Raw genomic sequence first — 17,862 nt, 5'->3', positions numbered from 1 at the left:
TCGCAAGCACAATCATGAGATACACGAATGTCCAAGCTAAAAGGTGACTCATGTGTATGTTGCAGAAAATATGCCACAGCATATTTTCTGCAACATACACAAAATAATGGGGAACGCTTTCTTCGTGGAGCTCGCTGGCACGCCCTCCACGCTGTTTTTGTAGTAGGAAGGGAGGAGAACAGCGGCCGCGGCCGCTATTCTCCTCCCTTCCTACTATGAATGTGACTGATTCTCATAATCATCACCTGCGGTACTCACGAGTCCGTTGTGGATTGGTGCATCGGGGGCGCATCCGCGCCCCCGATGCACCAATCCACAACCAGCGCGGCCGCGCAGCGGACGCGCGTGTGGGAGCTATCGCGTACCCCCACGATAACGGCAGTCAAACACTCTTTATAAAATGTAAAGCCCAAATATACGCTATGGGCGCGTTCATAAAGCATGAGTTATGCTAAGATGTATATGTTGGCAGACTACTAGTATTTTATGCCAGGAGTAATACTGTTGGAAGCAGTACAAAAGCCTTTTGCCGAAGCGGCCGTGCGCTTTCTAAATGGGCCACTGAGTGGAAAGACCTTCTTTCTGCAGAAGCCCGTGGTGACGCTCGGCCGGGAGAAGCAGAACGATATTATTGTGCCTGACCCCGGCATTTCCAGATACCATGTGCGCATAAGCTGGCTTGGTGATATGTGGGGGGTTGAAAACGTTTCGCAGGGCAATACCATCGCGCACAATGAGCAGCAGGCAGCTCATGCGCAGCTACACCATAATGATGTAATCAAGCTTGGCTCAGAGGTCAGCTTTGTCTTTCTTTTGCGCCATCCTGAAGCACAGCAGGGCGCGCCCGTGGTCGGTAACACACCCGATATGAATTATCCGGGACCACCGCCGGTTTCGCCACCGCCATCCCAGCCACCACAACCGCCGGTCCCATCGCAGCCGCCGGTCTCATCGCAGCCACTACAGCCATCCGCCAGTCACCCTATGCTAAAACAGACGGATGTGGCGCACAATCGGGCACAGTGGGCGGGGCTGGCGCAGATTCCCAATGCACCCGATTCGACGGTGATGGCGCATCTCTCGACCACGAACGTGCCTTCACTGCTGATCAGCAGCAATACTAGAAGCGAGCGCCAGGTGGCGCAGCTAACACAGCAGGTAAACAATATCGGGCGCGACCCCTCGAACGAGATCGTCATTGATACGCCCATCGTCTCGTCATGGCACGCCCAGGTCGTACGCGACGGGGATCAATTCTTCCTGGTCCATCCTCATCCCAGGCGCGGGAAGACGCTGAATGGATTGTGGTACCAGGGCCAGCATATTCCAGGGGACCAGACGTTCCGCCACCAGTTGCGGGCCGGCGATATCTTCCGCATCGGCGACGAGCATGGAACGCTGGTAACGTTGATGTTCGATACGGGCACGGAAGCGCCACCAGAAAATCTGCCGCAGATGGCCCCGATCGTTCTACAAGAGGGAACATTAACGATCGGGCGCACGCCCGATAATATGGTTGTACTCAATCATCCACAGGTATCGGCTCATCATGCCCTGGTGGAGAAGGTTGCGGACGGCTATCGGCTGCTGGACCAGAACAGCACCAACCATGTATACGTCAATGGGGAGCAGGTTAGCCATAAGCTGCTGCGCACCGGTGACGAGATCCGCATCGGCCCCTACCGATTGGTCTATACAGGAACCGAACTGCGACCCTACGATGAGAGTAATCATATTCGCATCGAGGCGCTGCACCTGAAGAAATCTGGCAACAATAACATTGTCCTGCTCAATGACATCTCACTGGCAATTCCGCCACGCAAATTTGTGGCACTGGTCGGAGGATCGGGCGCGGGCAAGTCCACCTTGATGGACGCGCTGAACGGGTTGCGTCCCGCGCAAGAGGGGACGGTGCTCTATAACGAGGTCGACTACTATCGTAACCTGGCCGCATTCAATACGCAGCTAGGCTACGTGCCCCAGGATGACATCGTGCACCGCGAACTGACCGTCGAGCGAGCGCTCTACTACGCGGCGAAGCTGCGTCTGCCAGGCGATTTTACGAAGGAGCAGATTGCCTGGCGCATCAACGAGGTGCTTGAAGATGTAGAGATGACGGAGCGCCGCCATCTGCTGGTCAACAAGCTCTCAGGCGGTCAGCGCAAACGCGTCTCGATCGCGCTCGAACTGCTGGCCAATCCGGGCGTCTTCTTCCTGGATGAACCGACTTCGGGGCTGGACCCGGGTCTGGATCGCAAGATGATGACGCTGTTGCGCCGCTTGGCCGATCGCGGCCGCACCATTGTACTGGTGACGCACGCGACCAACAATATCAACAGCTGCGACTACGTCTGCTTTCTGGCGCAGGGCGGGCGGCTCGCCTACTTTGGTCCACCCAATGAGGCCAAGACCTTCTTTGAGAAGACCGACTTCAGTGAAATCTACAGCGCGCTGGAGCCAACAAAGGATCAGCCGGATATTCCACAAAGGGCGGAGGAGCGCTTCCGCAACTCGGCGGATTATCAACGCTATGTAGTCGGGCCGTTGAGCGAGCAGAAGGCGCCGGCGCAACAGACGGGGGCTACCGCGCAGCCACGCGGCAAGAAGCAGCGCTCGAAACGCAGGGGCCAGGGCTGGATGCAGTTTACGCTGCTCTCGTCACGCTATCTGGAATTGCTGAAAAACGACGTCGGCAACCTGCTCATCCTGCTGCTACAGGCGCCCGTTATCGCCATCATGCTGGTGCTGATGGTACGCTTCGAGGTTGGCGCCGGGGTCTTTGACGCCAACAAATTGACGCAGTGCCGAACGCAGGTCCTCACCTCCTCGGGTCCGCTGGCGTTGCCACAGGCCCGCACCACCGACCTCATCGATTGCCAACAGGTCGTCAACTTCTTAAAAACAGACGCCACCGCGCACGCCTTTGTGCAGCAGAAGGGCAGCGTGGCCCAGGCCCTGCAATCATTTCTGATCCAGGGACCCGGCACCGACGCGCAAAAGGTGCTGTTCATCATGGCCTTCGCAACGGTCCTCTTCGGCTGCATCAATGGCGCGCGTGAAATCGTTAAAGAGGCCGCCATCTACCGGCGCGAGCGCACCGTCAACCTGGGCATCCTGCCTTACATGTTCTCCAAGATCGTCGTGCTCGGCATGCTGTGTCTCTTCCAGAGCGCCATCCTGACGCTGGTAGTTGAGATCGGTGAGCCACTCAAGCAGGGCGTCTTCCTCTCACCCATATTGGAGACCTATATCACGCTCAGCCTGACCTCGCTGGCCGGTTTGATGATCGGCCTGACGATCTCGGCAATCGCGCCCAACAACGATCGAGCCATCAGCCTGGTTCCGATCATTTTGCTGCCGCAGGTCATCTTTTCGGGAGCGATCATCCCGCTCAAAGACTGGGTCACCCAGATCATGGCCACCGTCTTCCCCACACGCTGGGCGATGGCCGCACTGGGATCATCCATCGGCCTGCACTCCGATACAACCGGTGGCGATAAGCTCTTCGGAGATGACCCCACCTATCATAGCACCCTCTTCTCCATCTACAACCAGACCGATGCGCTCCATCGCCTGGTACTATCGTGGGTCAGCCTGGGGCTGATTACCATCGTCCTTGCCATCATCATCGGCATCTTCCTGAAACGCAAAGACGTCCGAACCTGATCACTCTGTTATGGATAGCAGTACAACCGCCGTGCTAATGCACGGCGGTTGTACTGCTATCCATAACAGAGTGATCAGCGCGACACGATGGCTAGACATTGATCTCTATCTCTGCTAAGATGCACAAGATGGATTTAGCTAATGGGAATACTACGCTATTCACATTAGCTATTAGTTTTTACGCTTAATTAGACAAGTATTATCATTCGCTTTTGCTCATATGGGCGATAGTATTTGATCAAATGATATGTCACCCAGACGAAAGGATCGATCATTTTTATGAATGTACCTCCTCAGCCTCCATTGGGAGAGGAACCAGAGAAGAAGACAGCGCTCCAGTCCGGCGACCACACATCTGAACAAACAGTGCCCACATCCGAGACAGTCTCACACGAGGATGCAGCAGAGCAACCAACCACTACCCCCGATTCAACCTCCCCGGCGGAAGGAAATGACTACCCTACCCTTCCTTCTGAGACGGCTTCACATGAAGAGGTCGCCGAACAGCCTGCTACCCATGAGAGCGCCAATGAGGAGGCGACACCACAGCCAATGCCATTCTCTGAGTCGCCGACCGCCGCCGAGGGGTCCACTGAGGACGCGGCAGTAGCTGATCAGGCAGACGAAGATGAGGATGAGGATCTAGAGGAAGACGACGCGACCACGCAACCGGCGCGCTCAGGTATTTTTATAAAGAAGGGCGTGCTGATTGGCGTGATCAGCGCGATAGTGCTGGTAGCCCTGCTGGCCACGCTGCTGTTCTTTGTCAACCGCCCCAAAGATCCGCCCACTGACTGGCTCTCAAGCGTGACGCCCCCGGCCGGATCGGGTAGCGCCAACAAAATCCTGTACTATCTGCACTGGAGCAATAATAATGGCGAATTGAAGGGTCAACTGCAGCTCGCGGCCTATGCCAATGGAGCGCCACAATCCCTGACCGCACCCGCCAGCGGACTCTACAGTCGTGATAACCACGATATCTATGTAGTTGTAACTATCAATGGACAGGCCACGACCCTATCGGGCAAGATCAATGACAGCAACGATACGCTAACCCTGAACCAGGTAGGAGCCCCCAGCCAGGCCAGCCAGCTGGTCTTCCATACCAGCAGCGCCGATGTCTACAAACAAGAAACCAAGAAATTAGTACCAGCCAAAAAGTAGTGGCAGAAGACCCGTGAGCACCTGCGGTGCTCACGGGTCTTTTTTATATGGAGCATCGGGTGCGCGGATGCGCACCCGATGCTCCATATAAAAAATAGGGCGGCCGCGCATGCGGACGCCCGTGCGGGGGCGATCACGCTCCCCGGAAAGAGGAGAGGAAAACCCAGATTCAGGGTTGAATGCCTCCTTTGGGGACGAGGGGCTTCAACTTTGCCAGCGCGGCCACCTGCGCAGGTGTAAGTGGCACCTGCGCCACGGCATCGCTTAACTGCAGAGACGACGCTTTCGCCTCAAAGCCAAAGGGACCAGAGGCGGTGGCGGACAACTTCTGAAACGTGGCAACGCCAGCCCGGACGTCGATGACATCGACTTTGGTCCCTTTCAATGGCAGCGCCTTCAGGTTCGCAGGAGCTGAAGGTTGAAGAGCTCGGATCAGCAGGGGATTCTTCAGGACGATATCAAATGTAGCCTTAAACACCGGGATCTGCTGGCGTTTCCCATACGTTCCCACATCCAGTTTGAGGGCCGTAACCGTAATACTCTTCAGATGAACAGGGATCACAACAAACTCCCGAGCGGGAGGCTGCTGTCGTGCGTGGGCCGTAAGATCGCCCGGCCACATCAAGACCCCCACCAGCGCGAGCTGGACGGCCAGCCACCACAGGCATATTCGATAGCGCAGGGCCATAGAACACCTTTCTCCATTTCCACAATCCTCCACACACCATAAAACCATACATCCATATATTCGACATCCCCATCCCACCTCCATAGGTTCGGAGCTCGCCTCCGATTATATTCAGGCCCGGATAAAGGAATCGAGGACGCGCAGGTAGTTGGCACGCTCGAAGGCGGCGGGCTCGGCCACGGCCTGCTGGCTCATGCTGCCGCGCATCAGGTCGAGCGAGGGGTATTCGTGCTCGTCCATCCACCATTGCATGTCCGTGCGGATGCGTGTGAGCTGCTCGATGCCGTTGGCCAGCAGCGTCGAGGCCATCATGGCGACGTTGGCCCCTGCCATCATAGCCTTGAGAACGTCCTGCGCGCTGTGCACGCCGCTGGTCAGGGCGAAATCGGTCTGGATGCGGCCATAGAGCAGGGCGATCCAGCGCAGGGGCAGCCGCAGCTCATGCGAGCTACTCAGCTCCAGATTGGGCACGACCTGCAGGTTCTCCAGATCCAGGTCTGGCTGGTAGAAGCGGTTGAACAGCACCAGGCCGTTGGCGCCCGCCTCAACCAGGCGGCGCGCGAACTGGGGCAGCGCGGTGAAGTATGGACTGAGCTTGACAGCGATGGGCAGTTGGACCATGGCGCGGATGTCGCGCACGAGGCGTACATAGGTGTCCTCCACCTCGGAGCTGCTCAGAGACAGATCGGTGGGCAGGTAGTAGATGTTCAGTTCCAGGGCATCGGCCCCGGCCTGCTCGATCAGGCGCGCATACTCGATCCAGCCACCGGACGAGACGCCGTTCAGGCTACCGATGACAGGGATGGAGAGAGCCGTCTTGAGGCGCGAGAGATGCTCCAGGTAGCGATCGGGTCCAATGTTGTAGTGCTCAAGATCGGGAAAGTAGCTCAGGGCCTCAGCGTAGGTGTCGGTGCCATGATTGAGGTAGTGGTCGAGCTGGTGGCTCTCGTAGGTAATCTGCTCCTCGAACAGGGAATACATAACGATGGCGGCGGCGCCAGCATCCTCAAGCTGGCGCGCCGTACTGAGCTTTCTGGAAAGCGGTGAGGCCGAGGCGACCAGGGGATTCTGCAGCGGCAGGCCCAGATAGGTCGTTCGCAGATCGGGCATTGTCATAGCGTTTTCTCTCCTTCCTGGTGACCATCATGGCCATCCGCCGCATGATAGTAGCGGGCCTGACTGGTCCTGACATCTTCTTCGGCCAGGTGCAGCAGCTCGGCCGCCCGTTCCTCGTCGCTCTGCACGAGCATGCGGAAACGCGTCTCATTGTACATAAAGCGCGACAGCGGGAGCGTGGCCTCCCTGGCATCCATAATCAACGGGTCCTTGCCCTGCTCCATCAGAGCGGGATTGTAGCGGTACAGCGGCCAGTAGCCGGTCTGCACGGCCAGCTTCTGCTGTTCCAACCCCTTGCGCATATCGATGCCGTGCGCGATACAGTGGCTATAGGCGATGATCAGGGAGGGACCATCATAGGCGTCCGCCTCCTCAATGGCGTGCAGCGTCTGCTGATCGTTGGCGCCCATGGCGACGTGGGCCACATAGACGTGTCCATAGGCCATAGCCAGCAAGCCCAGGTCCTTCTTAGGCAGCGCCTTGCCCTTAGCGGCGAACTTGGCCACGGCGGCCCTTGGCGTGGCCTTCGATGCCTGGCCGCCCGTGTTGGAATAGACCTCGGTATCCAGCACCAGGATATTGACGTTGCGGCCCGAGGCCAGCACGTGGTCCAGCCCACCATAGCCGATGTCATAGGCCCAGCCATCACCGCCGATGATCCAGACCGTCTTGCGCACCAGCGCATCGGCCAGCGACAACAGCTGCTGACACTGTTGATCCTCGGCGACCGCTCCGCTGCTCAGATGCTGCTTGAGCAGCTGGACGCGCTCGCGCTGCGCCCGCAGTCCTATCTCATGTCCTTGATCGGCCAGCAGGATGGACTGCGCCAGTTCCTCGCCGACCAGGGGAGCACAGCGCTGCAAGAGGGCGCGGGCCTGCTCCTGCTGCTGATCCAGCGACAGGCGCATCCCCAGTCCAAACTCGGCGTTATCCTCGAAGAGCGAGTTCGACCAGGCGGGACCACGGCCCTCGGCATTGGCGCTCCAGGGGGTAGTGGGCAGGTTGCCGCCGTAGATGGAGGAGCAACCGGTCGCATTGGCGACCAGCAAGTGATCGCCAAAGAGCTGAGAGACCAGCTTGATGTAGGGCGTCTCACCACAGCCCGAGCAGGCGCCCGAGAACTCGAACAGCGGCTCCAGCAGCTCGGCGTTTTTGATCGCCGCCAGGTTCAGCTGCGATGTATCAGCCTCGGGCAGGCGCAAGAAGTAGTCCCAGTTCTTCCGCTCGCTCTCGCGCAGCGGCGCCTGCGGCACCATATTGATCGCCTTGCGTCCAACCTGGCGCTTATCTTTAACGGGGCAGGCCTCGACGCACAGGCCGCACCCGGTACAATCCTCGGGCGCCACCTGGAGCGTATAGCTCATATCGGGAAACTCTTTGAAGCGGGCCGGCGTGGTCTGGAATGTCTCCGGCACATCGCGCAGCTCGGCGGGGTCATAGACTTTGGCGCGGATCACCGCGTGCGGACAGACCATGACGCACTTGCCGCACTGGATGCAGATGTCGGGGTCCCAGGCCGGGATCTCCTGCGCGATGTTGCGCTTCTCCCAGCGGGCCGTGCCCACTGGATAGCTGCCGTCACAGGGGAGAGCGCTGACCGGCACTGTATCGCCTTCCCCGACAAGCATAGGACCGAGCACGTCGCGCACGAAGGTCGGCGCCTCGGCCGCCACGGGAGCCCTTCTATGCAGCATCGGCAGGGCGATGGGCGCTCGTGCGTGTACCGCCACGGCAGTCTGCCCATCTTCACGCCCAAGAGACACTTCGGCCTCCTCAGGAACCGTCACCTGGTAGAGTCCGGCCAGCGTATCATCGACGGCCTGGTAGTTCTGCCTGACCACCGCCTCCCCGCGCTTGCTATAGGTCTTCTTGATGCTCTGCTTGATCTGGGCGATCGCCTGTTCGGTCGGCATGATGCCGCTGATGGCGAAGAAGCAGGTCTGCATTACGGTATTGATGCGTCCCCCCATCCCCACGCGACGCGCCACCTGAAAGGCATCGATAACGTAGAAGCGTAGCCGCTTCTGGCGAATCACCTGTCGCACCTCGACGGGCAGGTGTCCCCACACCTCCTCGGGACCATATGGACTGTTGAGCAGGAAGACGGCGCCCTCGCGCGCATATTTCAATACATCGAAGCGCTCAAGCTGCGCGAACTGGTGGCAGGCGACCAGGTTGGCCTGGCCCGCGTCGATCAGGTAGGGGGCCGAAAAAGCGCGCGGCCCGAAGCGCAGATGGGAGATGGTGACCGAGCCGGACTTTTTTGAGTCATAGACAAAGTAGCCCTGCGCGTAGTTCGCCGTCTCCTCACCGATCATCTTGATCGAGTTCTTATTCGCGCCCACCGTGCCGTCCGATCCCAGTCCCCAGAAGACACACTGCACGATGTCCTCGCCCTCAATGGCGAAAGCCGGATCATACGGCAGGCTGCTATGGGTCACGTCGTCGTTGATGCCGATAGTGAAATGCTTCTTCGGCCGTTCGGCCAGCAGATGATCATAGATGCCCTTGACCATGGCCGGGGTAAACTCTTTGGATGAGAGCCCATAGCGACCACCGATCACGCGTGGAGCGGGGCGCGCGTTATCCCAGGATTCGTTGAGGGCGGTCACCACATCCAGGTAGAGCGGCTCGCCCGCGCTGCCTGGCTCCTTGGTGCGATCGAGCACGGCCAGGGTCCTGACACTCGTGGGCAGGGCACGCACAAAGGCATCCACCGCGAAGGGACGATACAGGTGGACCTTGAGCACGCCGACCTTCTCGCCACGCGCCGCCAGGTACTTAGCGGTCTGCTCGGCCGTCTCGGCGCCCGATCCCATCATGACGATGACGCGCTCGGCGTCAGGCGCGCCCACATAGTCAAACAGGTGGTAGCGCCTGCCGGTCAGGGCCGCGAACGCATCCATGCTCTGCTGCACGATTTCGGGACAGCGCTGGTAGAAAGGATTGACCGTCTCGCGGGCCTGGAAATACACATCGGGATTCTGGGCCGTACCGCGAATGACAGGGTGGTCGGGCGAGAGCGCCCTGGCTCGGTGCTCATGTACCAATGTATCATCGATCATGGCACGGATCTCGTCCCATTCCAGCAGCATAATCTTATCGATCTCGTGCGAGGTGCGGAAGCCATCAAAGAAATGCACAAAGGGGATGCGCGCCTTGAGTGTTGCCGCATGGGCTATCAACGCCAGGTCCTGCGCCTCCTGCACCGAGTTGGATGCCAGCATGGCGAAACCCGTCGCGCGCACCGCCATCACGTCGGAGTGGTCGCCAAAGATCGAGAGCCCCTGCGCGGCCAGTGAGCGGGCCGCCACGTGAAAGACCGTCGGCGTCAGCTCACCAGCGATCTTGTACATATTCGGGATCATCAATAACAGGCCCTGCGACGCGGTAAAGGTGCTTGCCAGCGCCCCGGTTTGCAGGGCTCCATGCAGCACGCCCGCCACCCCGCCCTCGGACTGCATCTCAACCACCAGCGGCACGCTGCCCCACAGATTGGGTTTCTCCTGCGCCGACCAGGCATCGGCGGCCTCACCCATAGGAGTGGATGGCGTAATCGGATAGATAGCTACCACATCGCTCACGGCATAAGCGACGGCGGAGGCGGCCTCGTTCCCATCCAGCATTGCCTCAGTATGTTCCATAAGACATCGCATCACTTTCTGCTTTTCAACATCTGCTCATATACCAGGAAGATATCGCCTCATGATCACAGGGTAGTCTCGTGCCCGCGAACCGGCATCTCAAAGAGATCACAGAAACAACGCTACTATAGCGCCCTCTTTTGTGATCGCACTGAGAGATAGCCCCGGCTGCTGTGACATAGCTGTGAGGGAGTAGAAGTACAGTATGTACAATGCAGGTAGGGTAGAAAATTCTTCTGCTTGTTCGTGGCTTTGGAAGCAGGGCCCGTACCACGTATACAAAAAAGCGTTCATAAAAGCTTAATGCTTGGGAAGGAGCTTGAACATGTTTAGCCGCATATTAGTTCCTCTTGATGGATCACCGGCGACCGAGCACGCGCTTCCCATCGCGGCCCGCCTCGCCCGTACCGCGCAGGGATCATTAATTCTCGTCCATGTCATTACACTGGGAACCAACTTCAATGGAAAAGCTATTCTGAAAACGGACGCCTTGAACAGCCTGGTTGAAACCGAAAAGCAGAAAGCGCTCGATTATCTGACCACCGTCGCCACCACGCCACTGCTCGACGGCATCGATGTGGAGCTGCAGGTCTGCTGGGGCCAGGTCGCGCCCGAACTGGTAGAGCAGGTCCGACTGCACCACTGCGACCTGATCCTCATGAGCCGCAAACACCATACCGGCCTGAAGCATCTGCTGCCGGGCAGCGTGGCCGAACGCGTGGCGATGCATTCACCGGTACCGGTCTTTCTGATCCACGAACACGGGCCGCTACCAATCATCCCATATATACCAGCGGGCCATCCTATCTGCATCCTACTAGGAGTTGACGATATCTCCCAGGCCGGCCCCGTGGTGAAAAGCTCCCTCGCGCTGGTAGCTGGCCTGGCTGCCACCAACCAACCGATCATCCGCCTGGCGCGGGTCATCTCGCCCTACGCCACCGAGCAGTCCGGTGCTCAGGGCGGCCTGCTCGAACTGATGAAGGTCATCAAAGAGCAGCAGATCAAGCATGTACACGAGTTTGAGGATATTGATGAGGAGTCGATGGAGGTCGTGAGCAGCGCCTGCATGAGCGAATCGACCCTGGTCGGCACCGACTACGCGCACGAACTACTGAAAGAGGCCGGCAGCTATGACGGTGAAGAGCACAAGCCACAATTCCACCTGCTAGCTATCTCCTCGCGCTTTGGACAGTACCAGCAATGTCTGCACCTGGGGAATCATATCGTGGAGCGCATTACCCATGAAACGCAGCTCCCCGTGCTGATCGTCCCACCGGCCATGGTGATGGATTCGCTGGCAGCGACGGGCCAGGCTCCGCAAGCCATCGACTCGCACTCATAACCGATAGGCAATAAAAAGGCGCGTCAGGATAAAATCTGACGCGCCTTTTTATTGCCTATCGTCTAAGATTAATCGGCCCCCTGGGCCACAGAGGTATCAGTCTTTGGTGACTCGTCACCGGCGCCGTAGAGGTAGCAGTTGGTCCAGTGACCATTGCCCAGGTTGGTGCGACCGGGGAAGCGCTCCTTACAGACCGGCATGGCGTGAGGGCAGCGTGGATGGAAGCGGCAGCCCGTGGGTGGCGTAATCAGGCTGGGGATCTCTCCACGCGCCGTCAGCTCTTTGCTTCCGGCACCAGCCTGGATGCGCTCGGGGTCGGGCGCCGCCGACAGCAGCAGCTGGGTATAGGGATGCTTCGGCTCCTGAATGATCTCATCGCTGGGACCACCCTCGACCGTCTGTCCCGCGTACATCACCAGCGTATCCTCGGCGAAGTAGCGCGCGCTGGCGATATCGTGCGTAATGAACAGGAAGGCCAGCTTCTCTTCATCCTTGAGCCGCAGCAGCAGGTTGAGGATGTCCAGACGGATCGAGACGTCGAGCATCGAGACCGGCTCATCGGCCAGCAGCACCTCCGGCTGCACCGCCAGCGCGCGGGCGATCGCCACGCGCTGCCGCTGTCCACCACTGAGCTGGTGCGGATACTTCTCGATAAACTGCTCGGCAGGGCTCAGGCTAACGCGTCGCAGCAGGGCCAGCACCTGTTCGGTCACCTCCCGCTCGCCGCGCGCATGCCCGAAGATCTGCAGCGGACGCGCCAGGTGATAGCGGATATTGTGCACCGGGTTGAGTGAGCTAAAGGGATCCTGGAAGATCAGCTGCACGTGGCGGCGATAGGCCCGCAGCGCCGAGGTGCTCTTGGAGAGCGCGACCGGCTCCCCCGGAACTTGATCGTCCCCGAGGTTGGATTGTAGATGCGCGCCAGCATGCGCGCCACCGTCGTCTTGCCGCTACCGCTTTCCCCCACCAGCGCCGTCGCGCGTCCCGGTCGCAGCGTCACCGTGGCATCCTCCACCGCGTGCACCGCCAGCGAGGGGCCAAACATCTTGCCGCGCACCGGAAACTCTTTGCGCAGGTGGACCGCCTCCAGTACCGGAGCTGGCAGCTCCACGTTGGTCTGATTCTCAACAGAGGGAGACGTACTCATTAAACCAGGCTCCTTTCTGCCAGCGCCTCATAGCCTTTCGCGAAATCCTGCGCGCCGGGTAACTTCTGGGAATAGGTTGGATTATAGAGATGGCAGGCCGCCAGCTGCTCCTGGTTGTCGCTCGTCGCCGGTGCCAGCTCGGGCGTCACCGTGTGACAGGGCTCAAACACCATCGGGCAGCGCGCGGCGAACGGACAGCCGGCGGAGACCACACGCAGGTCGGGCGGCGAACCCGGGATGCCCACCATCTTGCGGCGAGGACCATGCAGGGTCGGGAACGAATTGAGCAGCCCATAGCTGTAGGGATGGCGGGGATGCTTATACACATCCTCGCTGCTCGCCTTCTCGATCATCTTGCCGGCATACATGATGGCCAGACGATCCGAGAGCTCCAGCAGCAGCGAGAGGTCGTGGGTGATGAAGATCAGCGCCGTATTGAACTCCTTACACAGGTTGCTGATCAGCTCCAGGATCTCGCGCTGCACCACCACGTCGAGCGCCGTCGTCGGCTCATCCATAATAATGACTTCTGGGTTGAGCGCCAGGGCGATAGCGATCACGGCGCGCTGGCGCATGCCACCGCTGAGCTCATGGGGATAGCTACGAATGCGGTCCCCGGCGATGCCAACCAGATCCAGCAGTTCCAGCGCGCGCTTGCGGCAGGCGTCGGGTCCCATGTCGGGTCGATGAGCCTTGATGGCATCGATGATCTGCGTTCCCACCGTCATCACCGGATTGAGAGCGTTCATGGCGCTCTGGAAGACCACCGACAGCTCATTCCAGCGGAATTGGCGCAGCTGAGAGGGGCTCAGGCTCAGGATATCGATGACATCCTCCTGCGGGCTGTTACGACCGCGCCGGTTCTGCGCCATGCTCCCTTTGCGATCGGCATGAGGGCGGGGATAGTAGAGCACCTCTCCCCTGATAATCTCAGCCGGGGGACGCAGCAGGCGCGCAATGGCGAAGGCCAGCGTCGACTTACCACAGCCGCTCTCGCCGGCCAACCCCAGGATCTCGCCGCGCCGCAACGTCAGATTGACGTCGCGCACCGCATGCACAGCCCCATTGGCCGCATAATAATCAACACAGACGTTGCGTACGTCCAACAACAAATCATCGGCTACACGTTGTTCAGCCATTACGCCACCGCCTCCTTCTTCGCTTTGCTCGCCTTCGGTTTCGCCTCTTTGCGCAGGCGTGGATTGGCGATCTCATCGACCCCGAAGTTGATCAGGGACAGCGCGGTCCCTACCAGCGCGATACATAATGTAGGCGGGATAAACCACCAGTAAGCGCCCTGCAGGATCGCGTCGTTGTTATTGACCCAGTACAGCATGGCGCCCCAGCTCAAGCCGGTTACACTACCCAGGCCCAGGAACTGCAGGCCCGAGGCCGCCAGGATGACATACACCACCGTACCGATGAAGCCCGACATCACAATAGCGATCTCGTTGGGCAGGATCTCGGAAAAGATGATATGCAGCGTCCCCTCGCCGCTCGATTGCGCCGCCTGCACGAAGTCGCGGCTACGCATCGACATGGTCTGGGCGCGGATGACGCGCGCGTTCCACGACCAGCTGGTCAGCGCCAGCACCAGCGCCACGGTCAGGTCACCTTTGGGGAAGAAGGCGGCCAGCACGATTGCCAGCGGCAGACCGGGGATGACCAGGAACACATTAATGATGATCGAGAGGACATCATCGACTGTGCCACCGAAGTAGCCGGAGACCAGGCCTATCGTGGTCGAGACGGCCATAATCAATAGGGCCGTGACAAAGCCCCAGAAGATGGACGAACGCGTACTGACGATGGTCTGGGTGAAGATGTTCTGACCCGTCTGTGTGGTGCCAAACCAGAACTGTGACGTGGGCGGCGACAGCACCGGGCCCGCGTTCAACGTGTTGGGGTCCTGATGGATAAAGAGTGGGCCAAAGATAGCAATCAGCAAGAAAATGACCAGCATCAGCACGCCGATGCCCACTTTGCGATTGAGCGTGATCATGCGCCAGAAATCGCGCATACGTCCACCCACCGCCGGGGGCGCGGTCATACCAGCCACGCCGGCAGAGGCAGTGCCACCCGCGTTCATGGCGGTCGTGGAAGAAACCACGGTGGTTAAACTGTTATTGGGCGGCGTATTGTGTGCGCCGGAGTTCGTCGAACTCATTGAGCTTATCCCCTTTCTTGCCGGACGCGTGGATCAAGCACCACATAAGTCAGATCGACCAGGAAATTGGCTACCAGCACCGCCACCGTAATAATCAGGAAGATCCCCTGCATCAAAGCGTAGTCTGAGTTCTGCACCGCCTGAAAGAGCGCGTAGCCGATGCCAGGATAGGAAAAGATGATCTCCAAAAACAGCTGACCGGCGACCACACCACCCAGGGCGATAGCGAAGCCGGTAATACTGGGCAGGATCGCGTTGCGAGCGGCGTAATTCATCATCACACGGCGTGTGGCCAGTCCTTTGGCCTGCGCCATCAACACATAGTCCTCTGAGAGGGTGGTGATCATCGAGTTGCGCATGCCCAGCATCCAGCCGGCGATACTGGCCACCACAAAGGTGATCGCGGGCAAGATGGCATGCTGGATCACACTGCTGATAAACTCGGGTGAGCCATCGGGGCTCAGGAAACGATCATAGCCACCATTCAACGGGAACAGGTTGAGGGTAAAGCCGAAGATATAGAGCATGATCAAGGCCATACAGAAATAGGGGATGGCACTGATAAAGGTCATTAATGGTGGCAACAGACTATCCAGAAAGGAATTGCGGCGCCAGGCGATGACAACACCCAGCAGCGTACCCAGGCCAAAGCTGATGAGCAGCGAGATCGTCACCAGCACCAGCGTCCAGGGCAGCTCCTGTCCGATCGCTTCAGCCACCGGGGTGGGATAATACGTAATGGAGAGGCCCAGGTTGCCATGCAACAGGCTATTGAGATACTGAAAGTATTGCACCCACAAAGGATCGTTGGAGACCCCGAACTGCAGCTGCAGCGCGTGCAGCGCCTCCGGCCTGATGCGACCCTGGAAACGCGCAATAAAGATCTGCGCCGGATCACCCGGCGCCAGGCGGGGGATAAAGAAGTTAAGCGTAAGCGATCCCCATAAGGCGATCAGGTAAAAGCCGATGCGGCGTAAGAGGTGACGCATCCATGAACTCCTTGCTAGTCAACCACATGCGTCAATTGACGCGATAGCAGAGAGCTCCTATGAAGATTACATGCATAGGAGCTCTCGCAGGAAAACCTATTGACGCATCCGGGACACGTTACTTGGCCGGGGTCAGGTGGAGCACCACCTGCTCATCATCCGGATGCTGCCAGGGAGGTGGTACCGCGTAAGGATTGTCCACCGTTGGCCAGCCGGTGAAGTTCTTAGTGCTGTACTCGTTCCAGGCGGCACCATTGACCAGGGTAATCACCGGAACCTGCTCAACCATGATCTTCTCCAATCCCTGAATGGCCTGCTTCTGGGCATTGGTATCGGTGGTCGAGGCATACTGATCCAACAGTTTATCAGTCGCCGGGTCCATCCAGCGCTCGAAGTTGGAGGCCGCCTGCTGTCCAATTGGAGCAGTGTGCGACTTGCTGAGCATGCTGTTGAAGGTATAGAACGGGGTCGGGCCGGAGCTGAAGCTACCAATACTCATGTCGAAGCTACCCAGGTTCAACGCGCTGATATAGGAATTATAAGCAAGCGCGGTCACATTAGCCTGGATACCGATCGCCTTCAGCTGGCTATTGACCATCTGACAGATCGTGACCCAGTCGCTCCAACCGGTTACCACGTTGATGTTGAAAGAGAGCTTCTTACCATCAGGGCCAACATAGATGCCGTCCGAGCCTTTTTTGTAGCCGGCGCTCTCCATCAGCTTGGTCGCCTGGGCCACGTCGGGGGCCTGCCAGGTTGTGTTCTGGTAATCAGCGGCCAGGAAATCTTTCTGCGCGGGCAGCAGCAGACCAGTCGGGCTGGCGACGGCTTCGAAGTTACTCTCAGCCACCTTGGACATCTGGTCGCGGTCGAGGGCGATACTGATCGCCTTGCGGACATTGACATTGTTGAACGGGGCCTTGCTCAGGTTCATGATCAGAGAGACCGCGTTATTGGGTGGGAACCAGTATTTGTTGTGCGTAGGATCGCGATCAACGTACCCCTTCTGCAGGTTCGGGGTAAACAGGCTCACCCAGTCGAGCTCACCTTTGTCCATATCCAGCTCCAACGACTGGTTGGAGTTGTAGGACGGATAGCGCAGCTCACCAACCTTGGGCAATCCAGCCTGCCAGTAGCTGGTATTCTTGGTGTAGTCGACCAGCTGAGAAGAGAAATTCTTCAGCACGAATGGACCGGTACCAACAGGATTGGGATTGGTATACTTGGATGGGTCACCCACGCTCTGCCACAGGTGCTCGGGCACGATATAGGTGGTGCCGCCCACATTCCACAGGATGGGAGTGTACACCTTCTTCATGCTAATCACTACTGTGTGATCATCGGGCGCCGTCACGCTATTGAAGTAGTTCCAGAGACCATTGCTATCGGCGGCTGGATACTTTTTGAGCAGATTGAGCGTGAAAGCCACGTCGGCCGAAGTGAAGGGTTTGCCATCGGACCATTTAACGTTCTGGCGCAGGGTGAAGGTCAGGGTCTTATTGTCGCTGGAGAACTTATAATCGGTGGCTAGCCAGGGCGTCACCTTATTGCTAAAGCCATTGACATACAACAGGGTCTCATAGACCATACCCTGGGTGCCCGGATTGGCATTGGGCGCGTAGGGTCCAAAGTTACGGGTAAAATCTCCATTGGGGCCCGTCTGGATGGTCAAATAGTTATGTGATGAAGAACCCTGAGTAGAGCCATTACCATTACCATTAGCGCCGCCACAGGCAGCCAGTAAAGCACCAAGAACGAGCAAGAGCGACAATAGCCACGCCCTTTTCCCGTCCTTCCTCTTATACGACATTGTCAGAGATTGCGGTGTCATCAAAACCTCCCGGCAATAGAAAACACAATAAATCCTTTTAAGTGAAAGAAACCATTTATAGGAAAAGCCTGACTTTCCATTTCCTCCTTTCGATCGATCCTATCT

At 58.5% G+C, this 17,862-nt stretch carries 13 protein-coding genes; 3 read left to right on the top strand and 10 right to left on the bottom strand.

Annotated elements, in window-relative coordinates; all coding sequences use genetic code 11:
- Positions 1 to 254 precede the first annotated feature (254 nt).
- Entirely contained in the window at positions 255 to 386 is a 132-nt protein-coding gene (locus AABA21_RS31915; protein ID WP_338256482.1) for a hypothetical protein, read from the bottom strand.
- A 118-nt stretch (positions 387 to 504) separates the two neighbouring features.
- Between AABA21_RS31915 and AABA21_RS31910 the strand changes: the two genes are divergently transcribed.
- A complete protein-coding gene (locus tag AABA21_RS31910) occupies positions 505 to 3,666 on the top strand; it encodes an FHA domain-containing protein (RefSeq protein WP_338256481.1) in 3,162 nt (1,053 codons plus the stop codon).
- Positions 3,667 to 3,945: 279 nt separating this feature from the next.
- A complete protein-coding gene (locus AABA21_RS31905) occupies positions 3,946 to 4,830 on the top strand; it encodes a hypothetical protein (RefSeq protein WP_338256480.1) in 885 nt (294 codons plus the stop codon).
- A 169-nt stretch (positions 4,831 to 4,999) separates the two neighbouring features.
- On the opposite strand, the gene AABA21_RS31900 is transcribed toward AABA21_RS31905, so the two are convergent.
- From AABA21_RS31900 to nifJ, 3 genes are all read right to left on the bottom strand, one after another.
- Positions 5,000 to 5,518, bottom strand: a complete 519-nt coding sequence (locus AABA21_RS31900) for a hypothetical protein (protein WP_338256477.1) — start codon at positions 5,516 to 5,518, stop codon at positions 5,000 to 5,002.
- Between the two features lie 111 nt (positions 5,519 to 5,629).
- Positions 5,630 to 6,628 (bottom strand): dihydroorotate dehydrogenase-like protein, encoded by a 999-nt coding sequence (locus AABA21_RS31895; RefSeq protein WP_420917238.1) that lies wholly within the window; start codon positions 6,626 to 6,628, stop codon positions 5,630 to 5,632.
- 2 nt (positions 6,629 to 6,630) lie between these two features.
- Positions 6,631 to 10,278 carry a pyruvate:ferredoxin (flavodoxin) oxidoreductase gene (gene nifJ, locus AABA21_RS31890; RefSeq protein ID WP_338256473.1) on the bottom strand — a complete coding sequence of 1,216 codons (3,648 nt, stop codon included), beginning with the start codon at positions 10,276 to 10,278 and terminating at the stop codon, positions 6,631 to 6,633.
- A 325-nt stretch (positions 10,279 to 10,603) separates the two neighbouring features.
- On the opposite strand from nifJ, the gene AABA21_RS31885 reads away from it, so the two are divergent.
- Positions 10,604 to 11,623, top strand: a complete 1,020-nt coding sequence (locus AABA21_RS31885; RefSeq protein ID WP_338256471.1) for a universal stress protein — start codon at positions 10,604 to 10,606, stop codon at positions 11,621 to 11,623.
- 68 nt (positions 11,624 to 11,691) lie between these two features.
- Here the strand turns inward: AABA21_RS31885 and AABA21_RS31880 are convergent, their stop codons facing one another.
- From AABA21_RS31880 to AABA21_RS31855, 6 genes are all read right to left on the bottom strand, one after another.
- A complete protein-coding gene (locus AABA21_RS31880; RefSeq protein ID WP_338256469.1) occupies positions 11,692 to 12,447 on the bottom strand; it encodes an ABC transporter ATP-binding protein in 756 nt (251 codons plus the stop codon).
- Positions 12,438 to 12,770, bottom strand: coding sequence for an ATP-binding cassette domain-containing protein (locus tag AABA21_RS31875; RefSeq protein ID WP_338256468.1), 333 nt, complete (start codon positions 12,768 to 12,770; stop codon positions 12,438 to 12,440). Before AABA21_RS31875 ends, AABA21_RS31880 begins: the two co-directional genes overlap by 10 nt.
- Positions 12,770 to 13,909 carry an ABC transporter ATP-binding protein gene (locus AABA21_RS31870; RefSeq protein WP_338256467.1) on the bottom strand — a complete coding sequence of 380 codons (1,140 nt, stop codon included), beginning with the start codon at positions 13,907 to 13,909 and terminating at the stop codon, positions 12,770 to 12,772. The genes AABA21_RS31875 and AABA21_RS31870 overlap by 1 nt, the downstream gene beginning before the upstream one ends.
- On the bottom strand, positions 13,909 to 14,937 hold the full coding sequence (locus AABA21_RS31865; RefSeq protein ID WP_338256465.1) for an ABC transporter permease: 1,029 nt from the start codon (positions 14,935 to 14,937) through the stop codon (positions 13,909 to 13,911). The genes AABA21_RS31870 and AABA21_RS31865 overlap by 1 nt, the downstream gene beginning before the upstream one ends.
- A gap of 5 nt (positions 14,938 to 14,942) precedes the next feature.
- The gene (locus AABA21_RS31860) at positions 14,943 to 15,926 is read right to left on the bottom strand and encodes an ABC transporter permease (RefSeq protein WP_338256464.1); all 984 of its coding nucleotides are present in this window, start codon (positions 15,924 to 15,926) and stop codon (positions 14,943 to 14,945) included.
- A gap of 118 nt (positions 15,927 to 16,044) precedes the next feature.
- On the bottom strand, positions 16,045 to 17,757 hold the full coding sequence (locus AABA21_RS31855) for an ABC transporter substrate-binding protein (protein ID WP_338256463.1): 1,713 nt from the start codon (positions 17,755 to 17,757) through the stop codon (positions 16,045 to 16,047).
- Between the last annotated feature and the right edge of the window lie 105 nt (positions 17,758 to 17,862).

It is taken from the genome of Dictyobacter halimunensis (assembly GCF_036245075.1).
This window is presented reverse-complemented; position numbering and strand designations above follow the sequence as displayed.

Excerpts from the sequence above, each read along its gene's own strand:
- AABA21_RS31870 (WP_338256467.1), bottom strand. The coding sequence starts at position 13,909 with ATGGCTGAACAACGTGTAGCCGATGATTTGTTGTTGGACGTACGCAAC.
- AABA21_RS31900 (WP_338256477.1), bottom strand. The coding sequence starts at position 5,518 with ATGGCCCTGCGCTATCGAATATGCCTGTGGTGGCTGGCCGTCCAGCTC.
- nifJ (WP_338256473.1), bottom strand. The coding sequence starts at position 10,278 with ATGGAACATACTGAGGCAATGCTGGATGGGAACGAGGCCGCCTCCGCC.
- AABA21_RS31905 (WP_338256480.1), top strand. The coding sequence starts at position 3,946 with ATGAATGTACCTCCTCAGCCTCCATTGGGAGAGGAACCAGAGAAGAAG.
- AABA21_RS31860 (WP_338256464.1), bottom strand. The coding sequence starts at position 15,926 with ATGCGTCACCTCTTACGCCGCATCGGCTTTTACCTGATCGCCTTATGG.
- AABA21_RS31895 (WP_420917238.1), bottom strand. The coding sequence starts at position 6,628 with ATGCCCGATCTGCGAACGACCTATCTGGGCCTGCCGCTGCAGAATCCC.
- AABA21_RS31875 (WP_338256468.1), bottom strand. The coding sequence starts at position 12,770 with ATGAGTACGTCTCCCTCTGTTGAGAATCAGACCAACGTGGAGCTGCCA.
- AABA21_RS31855 (WP_338256463.1), bottom strand. The coding sequence starts at position 17,757 with ATGACACCGCAATCTCTGACAATGTCGTATAAGAGGAAGGACGGGAAA.
- AABA21_RS31865 (WP_338256465.1), bottom strand. The coding sequence starts at position 14,937 with ATGAGTTCGACGAACTCCGGCGCACACAATACGCCGCCCAATAACAGT.
- AABA21_RS31885 (WP_338256471.1), top strand. The coding sequence starts at position 10,604 with ATGTTTAGCCGCATATTAGTTCCTCTTGATGGATCACCGGCGACCGAG.